18 protein-coding genes are annotated in these 23,729 nt (G+C 68.8%); 12 read left to right on the forward strand and 6 right to left on the reverse strand.

What is annotated here, in order from left to right:
* Nucleotides 1–3 precede the first annotated feature (3 nt).
* Nucleotides 4–435: a DUF1489 family protein gene (locus tag KUV62_RS06565; RefSeq protein WP_222602870.1), complete on the reverse strand. Its 432-nt coding sequence runs from the start codon at nucleotides 433–435 to the stop codon at nucleotides 4–6.
* 156 nt (nucleotides 436–591) lie between these two features.
* Between KUV62_RS06565 and KUV62_RS06570 the strand changes: the two genes are divergently transcribed.
* Nucleotides 592–2,880, forward strand: coding sequence for an adenosylcobalamin-dependent ribonucleoside-diphosphate reductase (locus KUV62_RS06570; protein ID WP_222602871.1), 2,289 nt, complete (start codon nucleotides 592–594; stop codon nucleotides 2,878–2,880).
* Nucleotides 2,881–3,480: 600 nt separating this feature from the next.
* Nucleotides 3,481–8,847: an Ig-like domain-containing protein gene (locus KUV62_RS06575; protein ID WP_222602872.1), complete on the forward strand. Its 5,367-nt coding sequence runs from the start codon at nucleotides 3,481–3,483 to the stop codon at nucleotides 8,845–8,847.
* A gap of 45 nt (nucleotides 8,848–8,892) precedes the next feature.
* Here the strand turns inward: KUV62_RS06575 and KUV62_RS06580 are convergent, their stop codons facing one another.
* The 5 genes from KUV62_RS06580 to KUV62_RS06600 form a co-directional block, all read right to left on the reverse strand.
* On the reverse strand, nucleotides 8,893–9,945 hold the full coding sequence (locus KUV62_RS06580; RefSeq protein WP_261395381.1) for an alpha/beta hydrolase: 1,053 nt from the start codon (nucleotides 9,943–9,945) through the stop codon (nucleotides 8,893–8,895).
* A gap of 91 nt (nucleotides 9,946–10,036) precedes the next feature.
* Entirely contained in the window at nucleotides 10,037–10,936 is a 900-nt protein-coding gene (locus KUV62_RS06585) for a hypothetical protein (protein ID WP_222602874.1), read from the reverse strand.
* A 1-nt stretch (nucleotide 10,937) separates the two neighbouring features.
* The gene (locus tag KUV62_RS06590) at nucleotides 10,938–12,812 is read right to left on the reverse strand and encodes a glycosyltransferase (protein ID WP_222602875.1); all 1,875 of its coding nucleotides are present in this window, start codon (nucleotides 12,810–12,812) and stop codon (nucleotides 10,938–10,940) included.
* A 4-nt stretch (nucleotides 12,813–12,816) separates the two neighbouring features.
* Nucleotides 12,817–14,379: a hypothetical protein gene (locus tag KUV62_RS06595; RefSeq protein ID WP_222602876.1), complete on the reverse strand. Its 1,563-nt coding sequence runs from the start codon at nucleotides 14,377–14,379 to the stop codon at nucleotides 12,817–12,819.
* A 21-nt stretch (nucleotides 14,380–14,400) separates the two neighbouring features.
* Nucleotides 14,401–15,636 carry an NAD-dependent epimerase/dehydratase family protein gene (locus KUV62_RS06600; RefSeq protein WP_222602877.1) on the reverse strand — a complete coding sequence of 412 codons (1,236 nt, stop codon included), beginning with the start codon at nucleotides 15,634–15,636 and terminating at the stop codon, nucleotides 14,401–14,403.
* 370 nt (nucleotides 15,637–16,006) lie between these two features.
* Here KUV62_RS06600 and atpD point away from each other — a divergent pair, with 370 nt between their 5' ends.
* The 10 genes from atpD (at nucleotide 16,007) to nagA (ending at nucleotide 23,704) form a co-directional block, all read left to right on the forward strand.
* A complete protein-coding gene (gene atpD, locus KUV62_RS06605; protein ID WP_222602878.1) occupies nucleotides 16,007–17,437 on the forward strand; it encodes a F0F1 ATP synthase subunit beta in 1,431 nt (476 codons plus the stop codon).
* Nucleotides 17,434–17,898 carry a F0F1 ATP synthase subunit epsilon gene (locus tag KUV62_RS06610; protein ID WP_222602879.1) on the forward strand — a complete coding sequence of 155 codons (465 nt, stop codon included), beginning with the start codon at nucleotides 17,434–17,436 and terminating at the stop codon, nucleotides 17,896–17,898. The genes atpD and KUV62_RS06610 overlap by 4 nt, the downstream gene beginning before the upstream one ends.
* Nucleotides 17,895–18,173 (forward strand): AtpZ/AtpI family protein, encoded by a 279-nt coding sequence (locus KUV62_RS06615; protein WP_222602880.1) that lies wholly within the window; start codon nucleotides 17,895–17,897, stop codon nucleotides 18,171–18,173. Before KUV62_RS06610 ends, KUV62_RS06615 begins: the two co-directional genes overlap by 4 nt.
* Nucleotides 18,170–18,445, forward strand: a complete 276-nt coding sequence (locus tag KUV62_RS06620; protein ID WP_222602881.1) for an ATP synthase subunit I — start codon at nucleotides 18,170–18,172, stop codon at nucleotides 18,443–18,445. Before KUV62_RS06615 ends, KUV62_RS06620 begins: the two co-directional genes overlap by 4 nt.
* A complete protein-coding gene (locus KUV62_RS06625) occupies nucleotides 18,442–19,137 on the forward strand; it encodes a F0F1 ATP synthase subunit A (RefSeq protein WP_222602975.1) in 696 nt (231 codons plus the stop codon). Before KUV62_RS06620 ends, KUV62_RS06625 begins: the two co-directional genes overlap by 4 nt.
* Nucleotides 19,138–19,139: 2 nt before the next feature.
* On the forward strand, nucleotides 19,140–19,388 hold the full coding sequence (locus KUV62_RS06630; protein WP_222602882.1) for a F0F1 ATP synthase subunit C: 249 nt from the start codon (nucleotides 19,140–19,142) through the stop codon (nucleotides 19,386–19,388).
* Nucleotides 19,389–19,401: 13 nt separating this feature from the next.
* Nucleotides 19,402–20,136 (forward strand): F0F1 ATP synthase subunit delta, encoded by a 735-nt coding sequence (locus tag KUV62_RS06635; protein ID WP_222602883.1) that lies wholly within the window; start codon nucleotides 19,402–19,404, stop codon nucleotides 20,134–20,136.
* The gene (locus tag KUV62_RS06640; RefSeq protein ID WP_222602884.1) at nucleotides 20,129–21,661 is read left to right on the forward strand and encodes a F0F1 ATP synthase subunit alpha; all 1,533 of its coding nucleotides are present in this window, start codon (nucleotides 20,129–20,131) and stop codon (nucleotides 21,659–21,661) included. Before KUV62_RS06635 ends, KUV62_RS06640 begins: the two co-directional genes overlap by 8 nt.
* Nucleotides 21,658–22,503, forward strand: coding sequence for a F0F1 ATP synthase subunit gamma (locus tag KUV62_RS06645; RefSeq protein WP_222602885.1), 846 nt, complete (start codon nucleotides 21,658–21,660; stop codon nucleotides 22,501–22,503). Before KUV62_RS06640 ends, KUV62_RS06645 begins: the two co-directional genes overlap by 4 nt.
* Nucleotides 22,504–22,564: 61 nt before the next feature.
* Entirely contained in the window at nucleotides 22,565–23,704 is a 1,140-nt protein-coding gene (nagA, locus tag KUV62_RS06650) for an N-acetylglucosamine-6-phosphate deacetylase (RefSeq protein WP_222602886.1), read from the forward strand.
* Nucleotides 23,705–23,729: the final 25 nt, after the last annotated feature.

The following is a 23,729-nucleotide window of genomic DNA, read 5'->3' on the forward strand; positions in this document are numbered from 1 at the left end:
GCCTCAGAGCACGCCGATCTCGGCCAGCGCGCCGGCCAGTTCGGGCGGCAGCGCGTCTTCGTCCTGGCGGTTGGAGGGCAGGTCGCGCGGCGCATCCTCGGGGGCGAGGTAGCGCCAGCCCTGGAACGGCCGCCGCGGCGCCGTGGTGACGCGGATCAGCCCGGGCTGCAGCACAATGGCGCAGCGCTCCACGCCATCGGCGCCGGTCACCGGGTCGAGCCGCAGGATCGGCTGGCGGCACTGGATCAGCCCCTTGAACACCCAGTAGATGCTGCCGCCATTCAGCACCTCGGCCTCTCGGCGCGGCCACATCCGCGTGACATGGCGCGGCAGCCCGTCCTCGGTCTGGGCGGCGCGGCTGGCCTGCCAGGCGGCGAGCGTCTCGAGGCTTTCGGTGCCGGCGCTGAGCTTTATCAGGTGCGTGAACTTGTCCACAGAGTCCTCCACAGGTACCGCAGTATATTGTAGGTTGCGCCAGCGCGCTTGCAAGGGCTGGTAGGGAGAGACCGGTTCACACTGTGCGGAGCCCTCTGGACGTGATAGCGTCGAGCCTGCTATCAGCCCGGTTCTGCCAAAGAGGATTCCGCTGCCATGAGCCGTTTCGCCGCCCCCATTGCCGAACAGATCTGGGACATGAAGTACCGCTTCAAGGAGGCGGACGGCACCCCCATCGACAAGTCCGTCGAGGACAGCTGGCGCCGCATCGCGCGCGCGCTCGCCTCCGTCGAGACCGACGCCGAGAGCTGGGAAGAGACGTTTTTCGAGGCACTTGAGGATTTCAAATACCTCCCCGCCGGCCGCATCACCGCCGGCGCCGGCACCGCGCGCTCGGTGACGCTGTTCAACTGCTTCGTCATGGGCACCGTGCCCGACAGCATGTCGGGCATCTTCGACATGCTCAAGGAAGCCGCGCTCACGATGCAGCAGGGCGGGGGAATCGGTTACGATTTTTCGACCATCCGCCCCAAGGGCGCGATCGTGCACGGCGTCGCCGCCGACGCCTCTGGGCCGCTCTCCTTCATGGATGTCTGGGACGCCATGTGCCGCACCATCATGTCGGCGGGCTCGCGCCGCGGCGCGATGATGGCCACCATGCGTTGCGACCACCCCGACGTGGAGCAGTTCATAGCCGCCAAGTCCGACAGCGCGCGGCTGCGCATGTTCAACCTCTCGGTGCTGGTCACCGATCCGTTCATGGAAGCGGTGAAGGCGGACGGCTCCTGGGATCTCGTGTTCGGTGGCAAGGTCTACCACACCGTGAAGGCGCGGGACCTGTGGAACAAGATCATGAAGGCGACCTATGATTACGCCGAGCCCGGCGTGATCTTCATCGACCGCATCAACGAGGCCAACAACCTCAACTACATCGAGCAGATCGCCGCCACCAATCCCTGCGGCGAGCAGCCGCTGCCGCCCTACGGCGCCTGCCTGCTGGGCTCGATCAACCTCGCGCGGCTGGTCACCGATCCGTTCACCGACGCCGCCGAGATCGACGACGCGGCGCTGGAGAAGCTCGTCTCCACCGCCGTGCGGATGATGGACAACGTGGTCGACGCCTCGCGCTTCCCGCTGCCCGAGCAGGAAGAAGAGGCGCAGAACAAGCGCCGCATCGGTCTCGGTGTCACCGGGCTTGCCGACGCATTGCTGATGAAGGGGCTGCGCTACGGCTCCGAGGAGGCCGCCGCCCAGACCGAGGACTGGCTGCACCGCATCGCCCGCGCCGCCTATCTCGCCTCGGTGGAGCTGGCCAAGGAGAAGGGCGCCTTCCCGCTCTTCGACGCCGAGAAATATCTTGCCTCGGGCAACATGATGAACATGGACGAGGATGTGCGCGAGGCGATCCGCACCCACGGCATCCGCAACGCGCTGCTGACCTCGATCGCGCCCACCGGCACGATCTCGCTCTATGCCGGCAACGTCTCCTCGGGGATCGAGCCGGTCTTCGCCTATGCCTACAAGCGCAAGGTGCTGCAGAAGGATGGCACCCGGACCGAGGAAGAGGTGGTCGATTACGCAGTGCAGATGTGGCGCGACCTGAAGGGCGACGCCGAGCTGCCCGACTATTTCGTCAACGCCCAGACGCTCGATCCGCAGGATCACGTGCGCATGCAGGCGGCGGCGCAGAAATGGATCGACAGCTCGATCTCCAAGACCATCAACTGCCCCGAGGACATCTCCTTCGAGGCGTTCAAGGACGTCTACATGCAGGCCTATGAGACCGGCTGCAAGGGCTGCACCACCTACCGCCCGAACGACGTGACCGGCTCGGTTCTGTCGGTTTCGGAGGAGAAGAAGGCGGCGCCAGAGGCGGTCGCGACCCCGGCGGCGGAGCCCAACCAGCCGCATGGCGACGTGATCTACATGGCCGAGCCGCTGGACCGTCCGCAGGCGCTCGAGGGCCAGACCTACAAGCTCAAGTGGCCCGACAGCGAGCATGCCATCTACCTGACGATCAACGACATCATCGTCGGCGGCCATCGCCGTCCCTTCGAGGTCTTCATCAACTCGAAGAACATGGAGCACTACGCCTGGACCGTGGCGCTGACGCGGATGATCTCGGCGGTGTTCCGGCGCGGTGGTGACGTGTCCTTCGTGGTCGAGGAGCTCAAGGCGGTGTTCGACCCGCGCGGCGGCGCCTGGGTTCAGGGCAAGTACATCCCGTCGATCCTCGCGGCCATCGGCGGCGTGATCGAGCGCCACCTCGTGGCGACGGGCTTCCTCGAGGGCGAGGGCATGGGGCTGAAATCGGATCCGCAGGCCAAGGTCGTCGGGCTAGAGGCGCCGCGCGGCAAGGCTTGCCCGTCCTGTGGCCAGTACTCGATGATGATGGTTGAGGGCTGCATGACCTGCTCGAGCTGCGGCCACTCCAAGTGCGGCTGAGCCGCCGCGGTGGTCACAGAATGTCGTGCCACATGGCATGACCTGAGCATCTCGACAGGCCATTCTGGCTGAGACGATAGGGAAGCGGCCTTGGAGTGATCCGGGGCCGTTTTCACGTCTGGGGCGGCTCCGGCGGTCTCAACGCAGGACCGGGCGCTTCTCACGGGAACCGCCGCAAACCAGCGCTGTTCAGGCATCCGCAGCGGTGAAGCCGCCATCCCAGGCACCGCGTTGATCGGGTGCGGCTCCCCGGAGCCAGGGCCGCTCACCGCGATCTTCGGAGCGATCCTCCGGAGCCGGCCAAGCCGCGCGCTCGTACGTGGACAAGCGAATCATCGGCACATCGCAGGGGCTGGGCGTCGGATGAGTTGCCCCCTGCGGCGCAGAGCGTGGGACGGGGGCAAGGCATTCGGCCCGGCGTCTATGCTGGGCCACAACCCCCTGTTGATCCAGATATCCTGAGAATTTCGCGGTCTGTGAGGCCATTTCCGGGTGATCGCACTGCACGTCGAGATTGACGGAACAGAAAGCTTCCGCCAACGTGGCGGAATTGAAGCATTTTCACGACCTTTCTCGAAAACTTATTCCGCGGGGAAAAATATGATTAACGATGGCAGCTCGCGCACCACGGGTGCGCAGGAGATCGATGTGTCGGCAGGCTCTGAAGGCCCGGGCCAAGGCGACGCTCCCTTTCCAGCGATCTTCGCGAGCAGCGCCGTCGCAAATTCGCCGCCCACCGCCCTTGGGGGCACGGCCAGCTTCAACGAAGACACCAGCCCGGTCTTTTCCGTCGCCAGCCTGACGGATGACCCCGACGGCGACCCCCTGAGCATCGACGACATCTCGATCAGCGCCGGTGCCACCGTCACCCTGCTTGGCGGCCTCGGCTTCGAGGTCACCCCCGACCCCGATTACAACGGCCCGCTGACCCTGACCTACAGCGTCACCGACGGCACCGACGTGTCGAACACCGCCCAGCTCGAGTTCACCGTGGTCCCGGTGAACGATGACCCGGTGGCGGCGAACGACCTCTACAGCGTTTATGAGGACGTACGTGGCTCGGCCAGTACTGCGCTCGGGGTGCTGCGCAACGACAGCGACGTCGATGGCGATCCGCTGACCGTCTCGCTGGTGACGGACGTCGCCCACGGCACGCTGGTGCTGCAATCCGACGGCGCCTTCACCTACGCGGCCGACGCCGACTGGACCGGCACCGACAGCTTCACCTACCTGGTCGATGACGGCAATGGCGGCACCGACGAGGCCACCGTGCGGATCAACGTGCTTGCGGTGAACGATGCGCCGACGGCCAGCGGTTCGTCGGCGACACTCTCCGAGGACATCCCGCAGGTCTTCAGCCTCTCCGGGCTCGTCGAGGATGTCGACGGCGACCCCCTGAGCATCGAGGACATCTCGATCAGCGCCGGTGCCACCGTCACCCCGCTTGGCGGCCTCGGCTTCGAGGTCACCCCCGACCCCGATTACAACGGCCCGCTGACCCTGACCTACAGCGTCACCGACGGCACCGAGGTGTCGAACACCGCTCAGATCGAGTTCACCGTGACCCCGGTGAACGATGACCCGGTGGCGGCGAACGACCTCTACGGCGTTTATGAGGACGTACGTGGCTCGGCCAGTACTGCGCTCGGGGTGCTGCGCAACGACAGCGACGTCGATGGCGATCCGCTGACCGTCTCGCTGGTGACGGACGTCGCCCACGGCACGCTGGTGCTGCGATCCGACGGTGCCTTCACCTACGCGGCCGACGCCGACTGGACCGGCACCGACAGCTTCACCTACCTTGTCGATGACGGCAATGGCGGCTCCGACGAGGCCACCGTGCGGATCAAGGTGCTTGCGGTAAACGATGCGCCCGTGATCGCGGTAAACGCCGGTCTGACACTGGCCCAGGGCGCGGCGGCGGCCTTGACCCCGGCGATTCTGCAGACCACGGATGTCGACAATACCGAGGCCGAGCTCGTCTACACCCTGACAGACGCCCCCTCCGCCGGCTCGATGGTCCGCGACGTCGACGGCAGCGGAACGGTGACCGCCGGTGACCAGGTGCTGGCGCTCGACGACACCTTCACCCAGGAAGATCTGACGGCTGGCCGGATCCTCTACGAGCATTCCGGCAGCGGGGATCTGAACGATGGCTTCGGTTTCTCGGTCAGCGACGGCATCGAGAGGCTGACGGGGCAGACCTTCGCGATCACCGCGGTGCCGCCGAACAGCGCGCCGGCGCCTGAAGCCGACAGCTACGGCACGGCCTTCGGCACCGCGCTCAGCATTGCCGGCCCCGGCGTTCTGGGCAATGACACCGATGCCGATGGCGACGCGCTCGAGGTCATCGGGTTCACCCCGCTCGATCCCCTGGTCGGCAGCCTCACCATCACGCCGGACGGCGCGCTCGATTTCGTGCCGGCGAGTGGTTTCTCGGGGATCGCCACCACCAGCTACACGGTCTCCGACGGGCTCGAGACATCGGTGGCCACGGTGAGCATCGAGGTCGGGCCGCGCCCGCCCACGCAATATTCGGTCAGCACCGAGAGCGCGGACGAAGGGCGCACGATGATGTTCACCGTCACCCGGCTCAACAACACCGATACCATCAGTCCGAGGCTGGGCATCGCCTGGGCCGACGGCACCGCGGTCGAGGGCACGGACTACCAGGAAACCTTCTACCCGCCGTTCGAGCTGGGGCTGGGCGAGGACACGCGGAGCTTCTTCGTGAATACTCTGCAGGACAGCGAGGTCGAGGGCGACGAGACCTTCTTCCTGCAACTGATCGATCTTTCCTCGGGTACCGTCCTTGCCAGCGGGCAGGGCACCATCCTCGACGACGACAGCGTCAACCTCGACCCGGAGGCGGGCGAAAACACCGTGCCGTGGCGCGAGGATGACGTCTTTAGCGGCGATTTCGACGACTACGCCAGTGACCCGGACGGCGATCCGCTGAGCTACCGCGTGATCGACGGGCCTGAGAACGGCTTCATCGTGGTCAACCCGGATGGCAGCTTCCAGTATCAGCCCGACAGCGACTGGTTCGGCACCGAGATCATCGTCTACACCGCCGAGGACGGGCGCGGCGGCATCAATACCGGCCGGCTGACCCTCGAGCTCGCGCCGGTCAACGACGCCCCGGTGGCCGGCAGTGACAGCTTCGACAGTCCGGCCGGCAGGTCGTTCACCTACGACGTGCTCGATATCGCCTCCGATGTCGATGGCGATCCGCTGCAACTCGCGAGCCTGTCCGCAGACAATGGCGCGAGCCTGACCCAGATCGGCGATACCCAGTTCCGGGTGACACCGGCCTTCGGCTTCACTGGGCTGGTGACCGTCAGCTTCACCGTCACCGACGGCACGGCGGCATCCAATGTCGGTACGCTGGAGCTGACCGTGACCGAGCCCAACGTCGCCCCCGACGCGCGCGACGATTTCTACGAGACCACCTTCCAGACCGCCATCTCGGGCATCAGCCTGAACGGGCTGCTGTGGAACGATGGCGATGCGGATGGTGACGCGCTGGAAGTGATCGGAACCCTTAACGCCATCGGCGGCACGGTAGACAGTATCAGCGCTTCGGGCGGCTTCCTGTTCACCCCGGATGCCGGGTTCACCGGCACCGCGAGCTTCGAATACATCCTGTCGGACGGCACCGAGACCTCGATTGCCACGGCGACGATCGAGGTCGCGGCCGTCGGTGTTCCCTACGTGATGAACGATCTCGTGGCCGAGGAAGGCCAGGTGATGTATTTCACGGCGATCCGGGCTGATGCCGGCGCCGCGAGCAACCTGCTGAGCGCGCGCTATGTTGACGGCACGGCCACTGGCGGGGCCGCCGCCGGGGCGGGGATCGACTACAACGCCGCAGGCTTCGCGCCCTTCAACTTCGGGGTCGGCCAGACCGAGTTGCTGCTGCCGGTGCCGATCTACGCGGATTTCGAGATCGAGGGCGACGAGACCTTCACCATCGAACTCTTCGACACCGTGACGGGCGAGGTCCTCGCGACGGCCCAGGGCACCATCGTCGGCGCCTATGACAACACGGCGCCGGTGGCCTACGACTTCACGGTGAATATCAACGAAGACGAGATGACCACCATTGAGCCGCTGGCCCATGCCTTCGATGCCGAGGGCGACTGGCTCTACATCAACGGCTATTCCGGGGTGGTCCCGGGCAGCCTGGCGCCGCTGCCGTCGAGCTGGCTCTACACGCCGGATCCCGATTGGAACGGCAGCTTCACCATCACCTACACCCTCGATGACGGGGTCTCGCTGTCCAACGAGGCAACGGTCACCGTCAACGTGTTGCCGGTCAACGATGATCCCGAGGCGGTAAACGATACCGCCAGCACCGTCGCAGACACGGCGGTCAGCATTGATGTCCTGGCCAATGACGGCGATGTCGATGGCGACAGCCTGACCGTCACCGCCGTCGCGGCGGCAGTGGGCGGGACGGTGGCGATCGACGGCGGAACCGGGGAGGTGGTATTCACCCCCAATGCCGGGTTCACCGGAACCGGTAGCTTCGAATACACCGTCGAGGACGGCAATGGCGGCAGCGACATCGGCGTCGTCTCCGTGACCGTTGCCCCCGGTGCAGGCGCCATCGTCGGCACGCCCGGCGACGACCGGCTGGAAGGCACGCCCGATCCAGACCAGATCTCCGGCCTCGCCGGCGATGACCTGCTGCTCGGTCGCGCGGCGGGCGATGACATGGACGGCGGCGCGGGCAACGACACCCTGCGCGGCGAAGCCGGCGACGACACGCTCGACGGCGGCGAGGACGACGACAAGGTGCAGGGCGACGAGGGCGACGACTCGGTCTCCGGCGGCAGCGGCGCGGACCGGGTCTATGGCGGCACCGGCGACGACACGGTGCTCGGCGGCGATGGCGACGACGTGCTCTACGGCGACGCGCCCAACGGCGCCGGCGGCGGCTTTATCGGGGCGGACATCTTCGCCTTCGACGCGGATGACGGCACCGACCGTGTCTTCGATTTCGTCTCCGGCGTCGACCGCATCCGTCTCGACGGCCCGGCGGGCCTGACGCCGGTCTTCTCCTTCGATGCGACGCGCGGCGACACGGTGATGACCTATGGCAGCACCACCGTGACCTTCTTCAACCAGATGGTCAGCGCGGCGGATAACTTGCTCTCGAGCCTCAACGGCAAGCCGATGGCGGAGCCAGACGCGGTCGAGACCGATGCCGGGGTGGCCGTCGCGATCGACGTGCTGGCCAACGACAGCGATCCCGATGGCGATGAGCTGTCGCTCGACGGCGTCGTGAGCGTGGCCTCCAACGGCATCGTGACCCTCGATGACGGCGGCACGGTGGGCGACGCGAGCGACGACAGCTTCGTCTACACGCCGAATGCCGGCTTCATCGGGCAGGACAGCTTCGTCTACCGGGTCGACGACGGGCAGGGCGGCTTCGCGGCCGGCCTCGTCACCATCGATGTCGGTGTCGAGACTCTGACCGGCAGCGCAGGCGCCGATCGCATCTCCGGCGGCGACGGGCGGCAGGTGATCGAGGGGCTCGACGGGGCCGACAAGCTGCTCGGCGGAACCGGCAGCGACACGCTGGAGGGCGGCGCCGGCAGCGACAAGCTGCTTGGCGAGGACGGCAATGACCTGCTGCTCGGAGGCGACGATGTCGACCGTCTCTACGGTGGCTTCGGCGATGACACGCTCGAAGGCGGCGCCGGCGACGACGTGCTCTACGGCGACCTCGCCGACCGCGACAACGGCGATCTCGGCGCGGACACCTTCGTCTTCGGTCTCGCCGATGGCACCGACAAGGTCTTCGACTTCGTCAGCGGCATCGACACGGTCGAGCTGGTCGGCAGCAACGCCTTCACGCTGTCGCAGGAGGACGGCGATACGACGATCCTCTTCGGGACCACCGAGATCACCTTCTACGACAGCCTGCTGGTGGCCGCCGACGTCAACGCCCATCTCTGATCCGGGATCGCGGGGCGGCGGCTGCGCGTCTTTCGCAGCCGCCGCCTACTGCGCCGGTTGCAGGCGCCAGAGGTTCGGGCCGTCCTGCACGAGGTTGCGCCGCTCGCCGGCGTGCAGCCCCTGCTTCAGCAGTTGCGCGAGGTCATCGCCGACCTCTGAATTGTAGATGTGGTAGAGATGCCCCGACGAGCTGCGCACCTGCAGGTCGCTCAGGTCGATCACCTCGACACCCTCGAGCTTCGCCACCGGGTTGCCGGCTTCGCCGAGGCGCGCGTAGCCGTGCAGCTGTGCCGAGAGCGCCAGCGGCCAGTCGCGCTCGGTGACGTAGACCGTGATGCTCGAGGCCAGCGGGCGGATCCGCGGCAGCAGGCGCTGGAAGATGCCGAAATCCATGTCCGGGGCCAGCAGCACCACCTCGCCGATCTGCTCGCCGGTGCCGCGGTTCGCCAGCTCGGCAAGCGCATGCACGACGCCGCGCGCGCCCAGGCTGTGTCCGGCAACATGCACCCGGTCGGGGCCGAAGCGGCGCTCCATCTCGCTGATCGCGTCGGCGAGGTCGGGCACGCTCCAGTAGAGATCGGCCTCGTCATGGGTGTAGTTCAGCGCGTCGCCGTCCGAGGGCCAGCTGAACCAGAGAAACCGTCCCTCGAGTCCGGCGTTCTCCTGAAGCGCGGTGGCGCGGCGGCAGCCTTTCTCGAAATCGATGTAGAAGCCGTGGGTGAACAGCACCGGCTCGGCCTCGCCGACATCGGCCTCGAAAGTGTCGAGCAGCTCGGCCGGCGGGCGCTCGCGGATCGCCTCGACGCGCAGGATCTCCTCGGGGATGTAGAACGGCGCCGCCTCGGCCACCGAGGAGAGCATCGGCAGGCGGCGCTCGCCGATATCGCAATGGCCCGCCTTCAGATCGCTGCGCTCGTCGCCGTAGACCTCGCGCGGGTCGTCGAGCCCGGTGTGGTTGCGGATGGTGAGATAGGGCACCCCGCGCGCCGGCGGCTCGGCGGCCTCCTGCGCCGAGGCCTGCGGTGCCAGCCCGGCCTGCGCGGCGGCCAGTGCCGCCATCAGCGCCAGCAGTTTCGGGATCCTTGTCGCGCGTGGCATCGTCATCCTCTCCGGTCCGGTGTCCCCGGAGCGGAGTCTACCCGATTTCGCGCCTCGGAGCAGCGACGCCGATTGCCGCGGGCGGGCGCGGCTAGAACGACATGCGCAGCATCAACCCGATTTGCGGACCCTCGAACGCCTTCTCCGCGTGCGTCGAGCGGTTGCGCATGTAGCCGCCATAGCCTTCGATGGTCAGCCGGTCCGTGAGCGCGTGCTCGAGCCCGACGCTGGCGCTGACGCGCCTGTCCTCGCGGCCGCCATCGACGTAATCGCGGGCGTAGCCGCCAAGGCGCAGGGTGAGCCGCGTGTCGCTGTCGAGCCGGTAGCGCGCCATCAGCCGCAGCCCGGTCTCCTCGTAGCTGTAGATGTCGCGCTCGGCGTCACGGCGCTCGTGGTAGAGCGCGCCGCGCAGGTACCAGGCCCAGTCCGGCGATTGCCAGGAATAGGCCAGCTCGCCCAGCCACTCGCTCTGGTCGTAGCCCTCGAAGCTGTTGGCCTCGTTCTGGTCGCGAAAGCCCACGCGGGCGCGCGCGGTCAGCATCTGCCGCGGCGCGGCGCCCATGCGATAGGTGGTGCCGAAGCGCAGGCGGGAATAGACCTCGCCGCCCGCGTCGCGGGCATGGGCGCCCTCGAGCCGGAAGGCGAGCTGGCGACGGTCTCCGGCGAGGTCGACGCGATACTCTGCCGAGGCGTCGAAGCGCAGCCGGTCGCCCTCGGTGGCGTCGGGGTAGTGCTCGCGCGACAGCCCGAATCCCAGAACCGTCTCGCGCCCCGCGACTTGGGAAAAGCTGCGCTCGGTGGCGAAACCGAAGCTAAACCTGTCTTCGAGCTGAAGCTGCCGCCCGCCGCCGCGCAGCTCGCGGTCGAGCGGATCGCGGTCGAACCCGGCGAAGGCGGTGGAAGACCAGCCCTCGGCCTGCGCCGCTGTGGCGGACAGTGCGAGGGCGAGCGAGAGAAGCGCAGCGAGGCGGATCGCGGGAAACCGTTTCATGTCAGGCGATCCAATCCGGTTTACTGCCGCGCTCGGCCAGCGCGGCGCGCCCATAGGCGGCCCGGCAGGTCGGGCGGAACCGCATCGAGAGCATCGATTCCAGCGTCAGGTAGGCGCGCAGCAGGCGAAACAGGATGTAGCGCGGCAGGTGAAGGATGGTGCCCGGCGAGCCGTTGAGCAGGCAGGCCACCACCGCGACCACCGCAGGCGCACCGACGAAGGTGGCGATGGCGGCGGACCAGCTCAGCGTGTCGAACCGGGTCAGCGGCGACAGCAGGCAGATATAGCCGAAGATCACCAATGGCACCATCATCGCCCGCCGCGCGAGGTTGATCAGCATGAAGGGCAGGATCAGCTTGCCGCGGATGGTGAAGGTCGGGCTGTAGATCAGCGCCCGACAGCGCGACGAGAAATGCAGCGTCGAGCGGAACCAGCGCATCCGCTGCTCGCGCAGGTGGGCGTAGCTGGCCGGGACCTCGGAATAGTAGCGCACCGATGGCGAGACGATGAGCTGAAAGCCCATCTCGCCGATGCGCAGCGACATGTCGGTGTCCTCGCCGTTCATGCCGTGCACGAAGCCGCCGAGCGCCTTGGGCAGCGCCGTGCGGTAGAGCGCGAACATGCCGGGGATCGAGGTCACGCCGTTGATGGCGTCGAAGGCGACGTTGTAGAAGCCGTGCCGGATATAGACCTCGAACTCGCGCGAGCGGTCGAACGGGCCGTCTCCCGGGGGCAGGGGGATGCCGCCCACCGCGCCGACCTCCGGGTCGGAGATCATGCTGGCGGCCTTGGTGAAGCTCTCGGGGCAGACCAGCGTGTCGGCATCGATGCGAATGAAAAACGCCGTCTCGATCCGTTCCAGCCCGGTGTTGAGTGCCATCGATTTGCCGGGCTCGGGCTGGTGCAGGATTTCGCCGTCGAGATGCTCGGCCGCAGTGAGCGCGGCCTGCGCCGTCGCGACGGTGGCGTCGGTCGAGCCGTTGTCGACGAGGATCAGCCTGACCGCGCCGCCATACTGCGCCGCCGCCGCGTCGAGCGCGCGGATGCAGTCGGCGATGATGTAGTCCTCGTTGAGCGCCGCCACCAGCACCGTCAGGTCGGGGCTGAAATGCGGATCGCGGCGCAGGTGGAAGCCGATCCAGGAATAGCAGAACAGCAGCAGGAAGAAGGCCGGGAACACCAGGAACAGCCCCGGACCGATGCCGCCCAGAAGCGCCAGCTGCCGCACCTGCGAGACCTGCGCGGGGAACAGGCTCAGCACCGCGCGCGAGAAGGCGATGGCGGCAATGGCCGCGATCAGGATGCGCAGCAGCGCCGCGCCGCTGCCGCGCTCGTCGATCGCCATGGGGACGGGGCTCGGCATGCGGCCCCACTCCATCATCTTGAGGGCGAAGACGGCGAAGCCGGTGAGCCCGCCGAGGATCTCGATCACCCGCAGGCTGAGCCGGATGTCGAGCACCAGGTCGATGGCGATGAGCGTCAGGTCGGTCAGCATGCAGAGCGCCAGGAAGGACAGCGCCATGTCGAGCGTCATCAACAGCCGGGTGCGCGGCGCATGGGCGGCGAAGCCGCAGAACGCCAGCAGGAAGGCGAGGATGAAGATCCGGATCGGCGCCGCGTTCTCGCCCCGCGCCGGGGCGAGGATCAGCGCGTCATGCGGGAACAGCGCCGCCACCGGCGGGTAGGCGTTGACCAGCCAGAGCAGGCCGATCGCCAGCGCCGTGAAGGTCAGCAGGACCTTGGGCGCGGTGCTGCGCGGTACCGGCTTGGCATAGCCCGGCGGCAGGCTCTCGCGCGACCGGTACTCGTTTTCCGAGCGTCCGCGGTAGAGCGCGCCGGGGTCGGAGCCGGCAGGGGGAAGAGCGCGGTTGGCCATGGCATCACGGCAGGCTGATCAGCAGCGCGGCGCGTCCGGCGGGCGGCAGGCCCGTCGCTGTCCCCGCGGGGACAACCACCGGCAGCAGGGCGCCATTGGCATCGCGGTCGAGCCAGACCAGCCAATGCCGGCCATGGTCCTGCGCAAGCGTCATCGCCGCGGCGGCGCGCTCGGCTAGCGCCTCGGTCGGCAGCACCGTGACGATGCCTTCCTGCGCCGGATCATCGCTCTCGAGCCGCAGCGTGCCGCGCGGGAAGGTCTCGCGCAGGGTGGCGCTGGCGATCATCGCCTCGCGGGCGGTGAGCGCCGGGTCGGCGCGCAGCGCGGCGACATCGCCGAGCCCGGCATGGATCCCGCCCATGAACTCCGGGTCGGGCGCCCCGCGCAGCACCGAGGCGGCGGTCAGCTCGCCGACCGCCGGGATCGGCTCGCGGCACTGATCGTCATTGTCGCCCTCGCGCCGCAAGGTGACGTCGATGGTGCCGGTCGGCGCGTCGCCCACGAGGGCAGGCAGGCGCACGTTGCGGGTGATGTCGAGGCGCTGGCCGCGCAGGCTCTCGCCATGCAGCAGCCGGCCGTCCTGCGTGACCGTCAGAAGCCAGTCCTCCGGGGCCTGCGCGGCGATGCGCAGACCGAGAGTGAGCGCATCCGGCGCGCCTTCGCCGGGCAGCAGGCGCCGGTCATAGGGAATGCGCCAGCTGGTGTCGGCATCGAGGTCGCGCAGGCGCAGGTTGGCGTTGAGCCGTTCGAGCGGCACCGGCCAGTCCGCGGGCAGATCCGCCGCCGCCCAGTGCCGGTCGGCGAGGCGCGTGGCCTCGTCGGTGGTGAGCGCAAGATCGCCCTCGCGCGCATCCGCCGCGGCGACGAACGCGATGCCGGGGCGGTTGGCGGCGAGCCGCAACAGCGCCGCCCGCTGCGCGGCATCCCCGGTCTCGGGCCAGAGCACCCGCGCCGGCATTCCACCGGCGAAAAGCAGGTCGCCGGGATCGCTCAGCGGTGCGTCGAGCGCCAGCCGCAGGTGGCTGGTGGGCCGCAGCCGGATCACCACGCCGCCATCCCAGTGCGAACGGCAGACCACCGCCGGCGCGACGCCCTCGGTGGCCAGCGTCAGCTGCACGTCCTCGGCGAGGAAATCCTCGGCCCGGAGCGGCAGCAGCACCCGGTGCTCGGTGATGCCGCTCTCGACCACGATCTCGCCCCGCTTGCTGCCGTTCACGTTGAGCCGCAGCCGCGCCACGGCGCCCTCCTCGAGCTCGGAGGTCAGCTCGACCACCAGCTCGCCGCCGGTGATGCCGACCGCGCGCGGCAGCGGGAAGCGCGCCCGGCCGAAGGCTTGGAGCCCGCTCAGCCCGGTCCAGTCCTCGGGCGTGCCATAGGGGATGGTGGCGGGCGGTCCATGCGGGCTTGGCAGCGCGGCGTCGGGGTCGCTTGCGCGCTGGTCGTGGACCACCGGCCCGCCGGAGGCAGCGGCGATCAGCTGCGGCAGGTAGTCGGCGCGTCGGTCATAGGCGAAGGTCGCCAGCACCGCGAGCAGCAGCACGAGCAGAAGGGTTCCGATCAGTCTCATCTCATTGCTCCTCGATGCAGGTCACGACGCGGGCTCGAGTCTGCGGGCGCGGCTCAGCGCCGCCTCGCTGACCTCGCCGGGGGCCTGCGCGGCGGTCCAGGTGGAGCGCGCGGGCACGGTCTCGGGGAGCACGCGGTCGATGTAACGCTCGGCGATCTCGACGGTCTCGCGCATCAGCCCTTCGCGCAGGGTGATCGGATGCAGCCCGAGATCGAGGAAGGTCTTGTTCGACACGAAAAGATCGTTCTCCGCCGCCTCGTTGCGCGGGTTCGGCACCAGCGCGACCTCGACCCCGGTGAGCTCGGCCACCAGCCGGGCAAGATCGCGCACCCGGTGGGTCTCGGTCATCTGGTTGAGGATCTTGACCCGGTCGCCGGGCTCGGGCGGATGCGCGACGGCGAGCGTGATGCAATTGACCGTGTCGTGGATGTTGATGAAGGCGCGGGTCTGGCCGCCGGTGCCGTGCACGGTGAGCGGGTGGCCGGTCGCCGCCTGCATCAGGAAGCGGTTCAGCACGGTGCCGTAATCGCCATCGTAGTCAAAGCGGTTGATCAGCCGCTCGTCGAGCCGGGTCTCGTCGGTCTGGGTGCCCCAGACGATGCCTTGGTGCAGGTCGGTGATGCGCAGCCGGTCGTTCTTGGCGTAATACGCAAACATGCGCTGATCCATCACCTTGGTCATGTGATAGACCGAGCCCGGCGCCGCCGGATAGAGGATCTGCCGCTGGTGCAGGCCACCCTCGCCGTCGGCCACGAAGACCGGCAGGTAGCCCTCGGGGATCTCGATGCCGGCATCGTCGTAGCCATAGACCCCCATGGTGCCGAGATGCACCAGGTGGGTATCGAGGCCGAGATGGGTGAGCGCCACGAGGATGTTGTGGGTGGCGCGGATGTTGTTGTCGACGGTGTAGCGCTTGTGGGCGGCATCCTTCATCGAGTAGGGCGCGGCGCGCTGCTCGCCGAAATGCACCAGCGCATGCGGGCGAATCTCGGCAAGCAGATCGCAGAGCGCGTCATATTCGCGCGCCACGTCGATGCGCTCGGGGCGGATGTAGTGGCCGGTGACGTCGAACCACGCGTCGATGCGCTCGGAGAGGCTGCGGATCGGGGTGAGGCTCCGGGCGCCGAGCTCGGCGTCGATGGCGCGGCGTGAGAGGTTGTCGACGATGGTGATCTCATGACCCAGCTTCGACAGGCGCAGCGCCGTCGGCCAGCCGCAGAAGCCGTCTCCCCCGATGATGACGATACGTTTGCGCATGGCGACCTGTCCCTTCCGCCGCACCGCCACGCGGCCCGGACACAAACCCCCGAGCCCGAGATTTACGCCCGCCCCGGCGCCGCACAACCCCACGAAAGGCATGGCGGGGTTGCCATGCAGAGCGCCGTTTTTCGCTTGCTCATCAGGGCTGTAGGTTGGACTCGCACGCGCTTCCCGCGGACGGCGAAAGCGGTGCCTGAGAGGGCGAAATGGCGGCGGATCGTTGCGCTCCGGGCGCCAGTCGCGGCGCCTGTCGGAGGGGTGCGAAAAATGCGGTCACGAAACCGGGAACTCTCGTTTTACTTGACCTAGATCACCTCGCACTCGCCTTAATAGGTTTATCCTCGGGTCAGATTTCGGATGAGAGACGATGTCTTTGGATTCACAGGAAACATGCGTCGAAGGCACGGTGGTCGCGGTCCGCGGCGCCGTTGTCGATGTGACCTTCCCCGACGAGGCGATCCCGGCGATCAACGATGCGCTCGAAACCACGGCCAGTGATGGCCGCCGGATCCTGCTCGAGGTCGAGGCGCAGCGCGATCGCAGCACCGTGCGCACCATCGCGCTGCACAACACCAATGGCCTCGCGCGCGGCCAGCAGGTGAGGCCGCTCGGCGGGCCGCTCACCGTGCCGGTGGGCGAGGCGGTTCTGGGGCGTCTGCTCGACGTCACCGGCAGCGCCGGCGACCGCAAGGACCCGCTCCCCGAGGATGCCCCCCGCCGCCCGATCCACGCCGCCCCGCCGCCGCTCAGGGCGCAGGGCAAGGCCAGCGATCCGTTCCGCACCGGCATCAAGGTGGTCGATCTGCTCACCCCGCTGGCGCAGGGCGGCAAGGCCGCCATGTTCGGCGGTGCGGGCGTCGGCAAGACGGTTCTGGTGATGGAGCTGATCCACTCGATGGTGGCGGGCTATGACGGCATCTCGGTGTTCTCGGGCATCGGCGAGCGCTCGCGCGAAGGCCACGAGATGCTGCTCGACATGACCGACGCCGGCGTGCTCGACCGCACGGTGCTGGTCTATGGCCAGATGAACGAGCCCCCGGGCGCGCGCTGGCGGGTGCCGATGACGGCACTCACCATCGCCGAGCATTTCCGCGATGCCGAGCAGAAGAACGTGCTGCTTCTCATGGATAACGTGTTCCGCTTCGTGCAGGCGGGCTCCGAGGTTTCGGGTCTTCTGGGGCGGCTGCCGAGCCGGGTCGGCTACCAGCCGACGCTGGCCACCGAGGTGGCCGAGCTGCAGGAGCGCATCGCCTCGGTGGGCGAGGCCTCGGTCACCGCGATCGAGGCGGTCTACGTGCCGGCGGATGATTTCACCGACCCGGCGGTGGTCGCCATCGCGGGGCATGTGGATTCGATGGTGGTGCTGTCGCGGGCGATGGCGGCGGACGGCATGTATCCGTCGGTTGATCCCATCGCCTCGTCCTCGATCCTGCTCGATCCGCTGCTGGTGGGCGAGGAGCATGTGCGCATCGCCAACGATGTGCGGCGCTCGATCGAGCATTACCGCGAGCTTCAGGACGTCATCGCGCTTCTCGGCATGGAGGAGCTGAGCCGCGACGACCGCAAGGTCGTCGAGCGCGCCCGCCGGTTGCAGCGCTTCCTGACCCAGCCTTTCACCGTCACCGAGGCCTTCACCGGCATGGCGGGCGTGTCGGTCGATCTCGAGGACACCATCGCCGGCTGCCGCGCCATCCTCGAAGGCGAATGCGACGAGTGGGACGAGAGCTCGCTCTTCATGGTGGGCACGCTGGAGGACGCGCGCGCCAAGGAAGAGGCGGCGCGGGAGGCGGCGTCATGAGCGGGGCGCTGCATCTGGTCATCACCACCACGATGGACGTGGTGGTCGACGATGCCGCGGTGACCTCGCTGCGGGCGCAGGACGAGAGCGGCGGCTTCGGCATCCTGCCGGGGCACACCGATTTCCTCACCGTGCTGCCGGCCTCGATCATCCGCTGGCGCAGCCCCGGCAAGCCCGAGCAGTTCGCCGGGGTGCGGGCGGGGCTGCTGTCGGTCAACGGCGGGCGCGAGATCGCCATCGCCTGCCGCGATGCCATCCTCGGCGAGGACATTCACGCGCTGGAGGAGCGCATCGCCGCCTTCCGCCGCGATCAGGACGATGCCGGCCGCCACGAGCGGGTCGAGCAGATGCGCCTGCACGCCAATGCCGTGCGCGAGATGATCCGGCTGCTGCGCCCGGGTCAGGGGGACGTGCTGCCCCACCCCTCGGGCTTCGGCGTCGAACAGGGAGAGCAACGATGAGCCGCCGCGAGAAAGACGCCGTCGAACACGCCGCGCGCCGCGCCGCCAAGCTCGAGCGCATGAAGCAGAGCGATCCCGAGCCCTCGCTCGGATCGCGGCTCGGCCAGATCGGCATTCTCGGCTGGGCGGTGCTGGTGCCGATGCTGCTGGGCGTGGTGCTGGGCCGTTTCCTCGACCGCGTGGCCGACACCAACATCATGTTCACCGCCGCCGGGATCTTCCTCGGCGCCGCCATCGGCATGCACGCGGTCTGGAGATGGATGCACAAACAATGACCCCGGATCTCGCATATGCCGCCCTCGGGCTCGTGGCGGGCTTCCTCGTGGGGCTGGCGCATTTCTCCAGCCTACGCCGGCTGACGGCGCTCTATCTCGAGGGGCGCGCGCCGAAAAAGGCCGTGGCGCTGCAGCTGCTGCGGCTGGGTATCGTGGGACTGGTGCTGTTCGGGCTGGTCCAGCTCGGCGCGCTGCCGCTGCTCGCGGGCGCGCTGGGGCTGGTGCTCGGCCGCGAGGTCGTCGTGCGCCGGGCGCGCAGGGAGGAGAGCTGATGCAGAGCCCGCTCGAACACGTCACCCTCTTTCATATCGGCCCGGTGCCGATCGCCGAGCCGGTGGTCGTGACCTGGCTGATCATGGCGGGGCTCGGGGCCTTCGCCTTCCTCGCCACCCGCAAGCTCAGCATCCTGCCGAGCAAGACCCAGACCGTGCTCGAGCTCTTCGTCACCGTGCTCGATGACCAGATTCGCGACACCATGCGCCGCGACCCGGCGCCGTTCCGGCCGCTGATCGGCACGCTGCTGCTCTTCGTCCTGATCGCCAACTGGTCGTCGCTGATCCCCGGCATCGAGCCGCCCACCGCCCATATCGAGACCGACGCCGCGCTGGCGGTGTGGGTCTTCGTGGCGACCATCGTCTTCGGCATCTCCGGGCGCGGGCTGAAGGGCTATCTCGAGACCTTCGTGGAGCCCAGCTGGGTGATGATGCCGCTCAACCTCATCGAGCAGATCACCCGCACGTTTTCGCTCATCATCCGCCTGTTCGGCAACGTCATGTCGGGCGTCTTCGTCGTCGGCATCGTGCTGTCGCTGGCCGGGCTCTTCGTGCCCATCCCGCTGATGGCGTTGGAGCTGCTGACCGGCGCCGTGCAGGCCTACATCTTCGCGATCCTCGCAACCGTCTTCATCGGCGCCGCCGCCGGAGAGAGCGAGGAGATCCCGCTAACCGCCAAGGAGTCTGACTGACCATGGAAGGCAATCTCGTTGAAATCGTCTCGGTGTTCTCCGCCGCCCTCGCCGTGAGCTTCGGCGCCATCGGCCCCGCGCTGGGAGAAGGCCGCGCCGTCGCCGCGGCGATGGACGCCATCGCGCGCCAGCCCGAAGCCGCCGGCACCCTCAGCCGCACCCTGTTCGTGGGCCTCGCCATGATCGAGACCATGGCCATCTACACGCTCGTCATCGCGCTGCTGGTGCTCTTCGCCAACCCCTTCGTCTGATCGGCACATCGCCATGACCATCGACTGGTGGACACTCGGTCTGCAGACCGTCAACGCGGCCATCCTGATCTGGCTGCTCGCCCGGTTCCTGTTCCGGCCAGTGTCCAAAATCATCGAAAAGCGGCAGGCGCTGGCCCACGCGGATCTTGATGCAGCGGAGGCGGCGAAGGCCGCCGCCGAGGCCGAACGCGCGGCGGCAGAGGCCGAGCGGGCCGAGATCTCGGCCAGCCGCGCCGCCCTGCTCGATGCGGCGCAGGCCGATGCCGGGCGCGAGACCGAGCGGCTGATGCAGCAGGCGCAGGCCGGGATCGCCGAGGAGCGCCGCCGTGCCGAGGCGGCGCTGGCGCGGGCCGAGGCCGAGCGCCGCCGGGCGCTCGACGCGCAGGCCGGCCAGCTCGCCGCCGACATCGCCGAACGGCTGCTGCGGCGGCTGCCCGACGCGGCGCTCACCGCGGGCTTCATCGACGGGCTGGTGGCGGCGGTGGCCGAGCTGCCCGCCCCGGTGCGCGACCGTCTGGGCAGCGATGGCCCGGTGCCGGTGCGCGCTGCGCGCATGCTGCTGCCCGAGGAGCGCGCCACGCTCGAAGCGCGGCTGGCCGAGACGCTGGGCCGCACGCTGCCGCTCGAGATCAGCGAGGATCCCGATCTTATCGCGGGGCTCGAGCTCGACGCCACCAACGCCATCGTGCGCAACCATTTCCGGGCCGACCTCGCCCGGATCACAGCGGAGCTGACACGCCATGACTGATCGCAGCACCGACACCGACTGGCTCGAGCGCAGCCGCGCCCAGCTCTCGGAAACCGAGCTCAAGCCCGAGGCGAAGGCGGTGGGCCGCGTGGTCCAGCTGGCCGACGGCATTGCGCATGTCTCGGGCCTGCCCTCGGTGAGCCTCGGCGCGCTCCTGAGCGTCGAGAGCGGCGCCTTCGCCTTCGCCCACAGCCTCGGCCCCGACGAGATCAACGCCGTGCTGCTCGACGAGACCGCCAGCGTCGCGGTGGGCGATCAGGTCAGCGACACCGGCGAGGTGCTGCGGGTGCCGGTGGGCGACGGCTTTCTCGGCCGCATCGTCGACCCTCTGGGGCGCCCTCTCGACGGCGGCGCCGCGCCGGCCCCGGAAGACTGGCTGCCGGTCGAGCGCCCGGCGCCCGAGATCATCGAGCGCGGGCTCGTGTCGGAGCCGCTCGAGACCGGCGTGCTGGTGGTCGACAGCCTCTTTGCGCTGGGCCGCGGGCAGCGCGAGTTGATCGTCGGTGACCGCGCCACCGGCAAGACCGCGCTGGCGGTCGATGCGATCATCAACCAGAAGCACAGCGACGTGATCTGCGTCTACGTCGCCGTCGGCCAACGCGCCACGGCGATCGAGCGCGTGGTCGCGGCGGTGCGCGAGCACGGCGCCATCGAGCGCTGCATCTTCGTCGTCGGCAGCGCCTCGGCGGCCCCCGGTCTGCAATGGATCGCGCCCTTCGCCGGCATGTCGATGGCCGAGCATTTCCGCGACAAGGGGCAGGACGCACTGATCGTCATCGACGACCTGACCCAGCACGCCGCCACCCACCGCGAGCTCGCCCTGCTGACCCGCGAGCCGCCGGGCCGCGAGGCCTATCCGGGCGACGTGTTCTACCTCCATGCCCGCCTGCTCGAGCGCGCGGCCAAGCTCTCGCCCGAGCTCGGCGGCGGCTCGCTGACCGCGCTGCCACTGGCCGAGACCGATGCCGGCAACCTCTCGGCCTACATCCCGACCAACCTGATCTCGATCACCGATGGCCAGATCGTTCTCAACACGCACCTGTTTTCGACCAACCTGCGCCCGGCGGTCGATGTCGGGCTCTCGGTGAGCCGGGTCGGCGGCAAGGCGCAGGCCCCAGCGCTGCGCAAGGTTTCGGGCCGGGTGCGGCTCGATTACGCGCAGTTCCAGGAGCTCGAGATGTTCACCCGCTTCGGCGGCATCGAGAACCCGCGCGTCAAGGCGCAGATCGCCCGCGGCGAGCGCATCCGCGCACTGCTCACCCAGCCGCGCTTCTCCGGGCTGCGGCTGGTCGACCAGGTGGCGCTTCTGGCGGCGCTGGCCGAGGGCGTGTTCGACACCGTGCCGATCGGGCGCATGGCCGAGCTGCGCGGCCGGCTGCCCGCCCGCCTCAACGCCGATGCCGCCGAGGCGGTGGCGGAGGTGAGCGAGACCCGCGCGCTCGGCGACGACGCCCGCGCCGCGCTGGTCGCGGCGGTCACGCGGTTGGCCGAGGCGTTCCGCGAGAGGGAGGCCGAGGAGGCATGAGCAGCCGGCTCTCAGAGGTCGAGAAACGCATCGTCACGGTGCACAAGCTCGATGCGGTGATCTCCGCCATGCGCGGCCTCGCGGCGGCGCGGGTGCAGGAGGCGCAGCGCCATCTCGAGAGCATCCGGGCCTATGCCACCACCATCGGCGATGCCATCGGCGAGGCGCTGACCTATTCGCCCGACCTCGATCTCGACGCGCCGCTGCACAGGGGAGAGGGGCGCCGGCTGGTGGTGCTCTTCGCCGCCGAGCAGGGCTTTGCCGGGACCTATTCCGACAAGGTGTTCCAGGCCGTCGAGCCGCTCTGGGACGATACCTGCGAGCTGGTGGTGATCGGCGATCGCGGGCATTACGTCGCCGAGGAGCGCGGGCTCGCCATCGCCTGGTTCGCCTCGATGATCTCGCACCCCTCGCAGGCGCCTGAGCTCGCCACACGGATGACCGACGCGCTGTTCCGCCGCATCACCCGCGAGGCGGTGACGCGGGTGACGCTGGTCCATGCCGATCCCGGCTCCGGCGGCGCCCTGAAGATCCGGGTCAAGGAGCTGGTGCCTTTCGATTATGCCCGTTTTCGGCCCTCGGCCCGCCGCGCGCCGCCGCGCGTCACCCTGCCGCCCGAGCGGCTGCTGGCGCAGCTCGTCGAGGAGCATATCTTCGCCGAGCTGATCGAGGCGGTGATGCTGGCCTTCGCCGCCGAGAACGAGGCCAGGATGCGCGCCATGGTGGCGGCGAAGGACAACGTCTCCGAGAGCCTGCAGGAGATGATCGGCGAGGCCCGCCGCCTGCGCCAGGAGGACATCACCCAGGAGATCACCGAGCTGGCCACCAGCAGCCTGGTCTGAGCTGCCCATTGCAGCCGCCGCACGGCTTTCCTAGGGTCGCGCCAGACCTGTCTCAGCGCGGATGACCATGACCGACATCACCTATCGCGGCGGCCCGATCTTCGACGGCCAGCGCCTGCTGCACGGTTTCGCCCTGCGCTGCTCCGAGGGCCGCGTGGCGGCGCTGGCCCCCGAGGTCGCGCTTGCGCCGCTCGGAGAGATCGTCGATCTCGACGGCGACCTGCTGGCGCCGGGCTATGTCGACCTGCAGGTCAATGGCGGCGGCGGGGTGATGGTCAATGACGGCCCCAGCGTGGCGGATCTCTCGACCATCGCGGCGGCCCACCGCCGGCTCGGCAGCACCACCATCCTGCCCACGCTGATCACCGACACGCCCGAACGCAGCCGCGCCGCCATCGAGGCGGTGGCGCAGGCCGTGGCCGAGGGCGTGCCGGGCATCGGCGGGTTGCATCTCGAGGGCCCGCATCTGGCGCTGTCGCGCAAGGGTGCCCATGACGGTGCGCTGATCCGCCCGATGGGCGAGGCCGATCTCGAAATGCTCTGCGATGCCGCCCGCCGCCTGCCGGTGCTGAAAGTGACCATCGCCCCGGAGAGCACCACCGAGGCGCAGGTCTCAGCCCTCGCCGAGGCCGGTGCGCTGGTCTCGCTCGGCCATACCGATGCCGATTACGACACCTGCCGCGCCTATGCCCGCGCCGGCGCCCGCTGCGTGACGCATCTGTTCAACGCCATGTCCGGCCTCGACAAGCGCGCGCCCGGCGTGGTCGGTGCCGCCCTCGCCACCGGGGGGCTTGCGGCGGGGCTGATCGTCGATGGCGTCCACGTGCACCCGGCCGCCATGCGCATTGCCCTAGCGGCCAAGCCCGAGGGGATCTTCCTTGTCACCGATGCCATGGCCGTGGCCGGCACCGAGGCCAAGAGCTTCCGGCTCAACGGCCGCGAGATCACCCGCGCCGAGGGCCGCCTCGTGCTGGAGGACGGCACGCTGGCCGGGGCCGATCTCGACCTCACCCGCGCCATCACCCTGCTCGTCAGAGAGCTGGACCTGCCGCTCGAGCGGGCCCTCGCGATGGCAAGCTCGATCCCGGCGCGGCTGGCAAACATGCCGGAAACCGTCGGCACGATCACCGAAGGCGGCTCCGCCGACATCCTGCGCCTCAAACAAACCGATCAGGGCCTGCAGCTCATCGCCCCGCTCTGACCAGCCCAGACAAGAAAAGGGCGCC

It is taken from the genome of Salipiger bermudensis (genome assembly GCF_019801965.1).
In the GTDB taxonomy this organism is placed as follows: domain Bacteria; phylum Pseudomonadota; class Alphaproteobacteria; order Rhodobacterales; family Rhodobacteraceae; genus Salipiger; species Salipiger bermudensis_A.

Coding starts and splice junctions, on each gene's coding strand:
- KUV62_RS06570 (WP_222602871.1), top strand. CDS start 592: ATGAGCCGTTTCGCCGCCCCCATTGCCGAACAGATCTGGGACATGAAG.
- KUV62_RS06575 (WP_222602872.1), top strand. CDS start 3,481: ATGATTAACGATGGCAGCTCGCGCACCACGGGTGCGCAGGAGATCGAT.
- KUV62_RS06580 (WP_261395381.1), bottom strand. CDS start 9,945: ATGCCACGCGCGACAAGGATCCCGAAACTGCTGGCGCTGATGGCGGCA.
- KUV62_RS06585 (WP_222602874.1), bottom strand. CDS start 10,936: ATGAAACGGTTTCCCGCGATCCGCCTCGCTGCGCTTCTCTCGCTCGCC.
- KUV62_RS06590 (WP_222602875.1), bottom strand. CDS start 12,812: ATGGCCAACCGCGCTCTTCCCCCTGCCGGCTCCGACCCCGGCGCGCTC.
- KUV62_RS06595 (WP_222602876.1), bottom strand. CDS start 14,379: ATGAGACTGATCGGAACCCTTCTGCTCGTGCTGCTGCTCGCGGTGCTG.
- KUV62_RS06600 (WP_222602877.1), bottom strand. CDS start 15,636: ATGCGCAAACGTATCGTCATCATCGGGGGAGACGGCTTCTGCGGCTGG.
- atpD (WP_222602878.1), top strand. CDS start 16,007: ATGTCTTTGGATTCACAGGAAACATGCGTCGAAGGCACGGTGGTCGCG.
- KUV62_RS06610 (WP_222602879.1), top strand. CDS start 17,434: ATGAGCGGGGCGCTGCATCTGGTCATCACCACCACGATGGACGTGGTG.
- KUV62_RS06615 (WP_222602880.1), top strand. CDS start 17,895: ATGAGCCGCCGCGAGAAAGACGCCGTCGAACACGCCGCGCGCCGCGCC.
- KUV62_RS06620 (WP_222602881.1), top strand. CDS start 18,170: ATGACCCCGGATCTCGCATATGCCGCCCTCGGGCTCGTGGCGGGCTTC.
- KUV62_RS06630 (WP_222602882.1), top strand. CDS start 19,140: ATGGAAGGCAATCTCGTTGAAATCGTCTCGGTGTTCTCCGCCGCCCTC.
- KUV62_RS06635 (WP_222602883.1), top strand. CDS start 19,402: ATGACCATCGACTGGTGGACACTCGGTCTGCAGACCGTCAACGCGGCC.
- KUV62_RS06640 (WP_222602884.1), top strand. CDS start 20,129: ATGACTGATCGCAGCACCGACACCGACTGGCTCGAGCGCAGCCGCGCC.
- KUV62_RS06645 (WP_222602885.1), top strand. CDS start 21,658: ATGAGCAGCCGGCTCTCAGAGGTCGAGAAACGCATCGTCACGGTGCAC.
- nagA (WP_222602886.1), top strand. CDS start 22,565: ATGACCATGACCGACATCACCTATCGCGGCGGCCCGATCTTCGACGGC.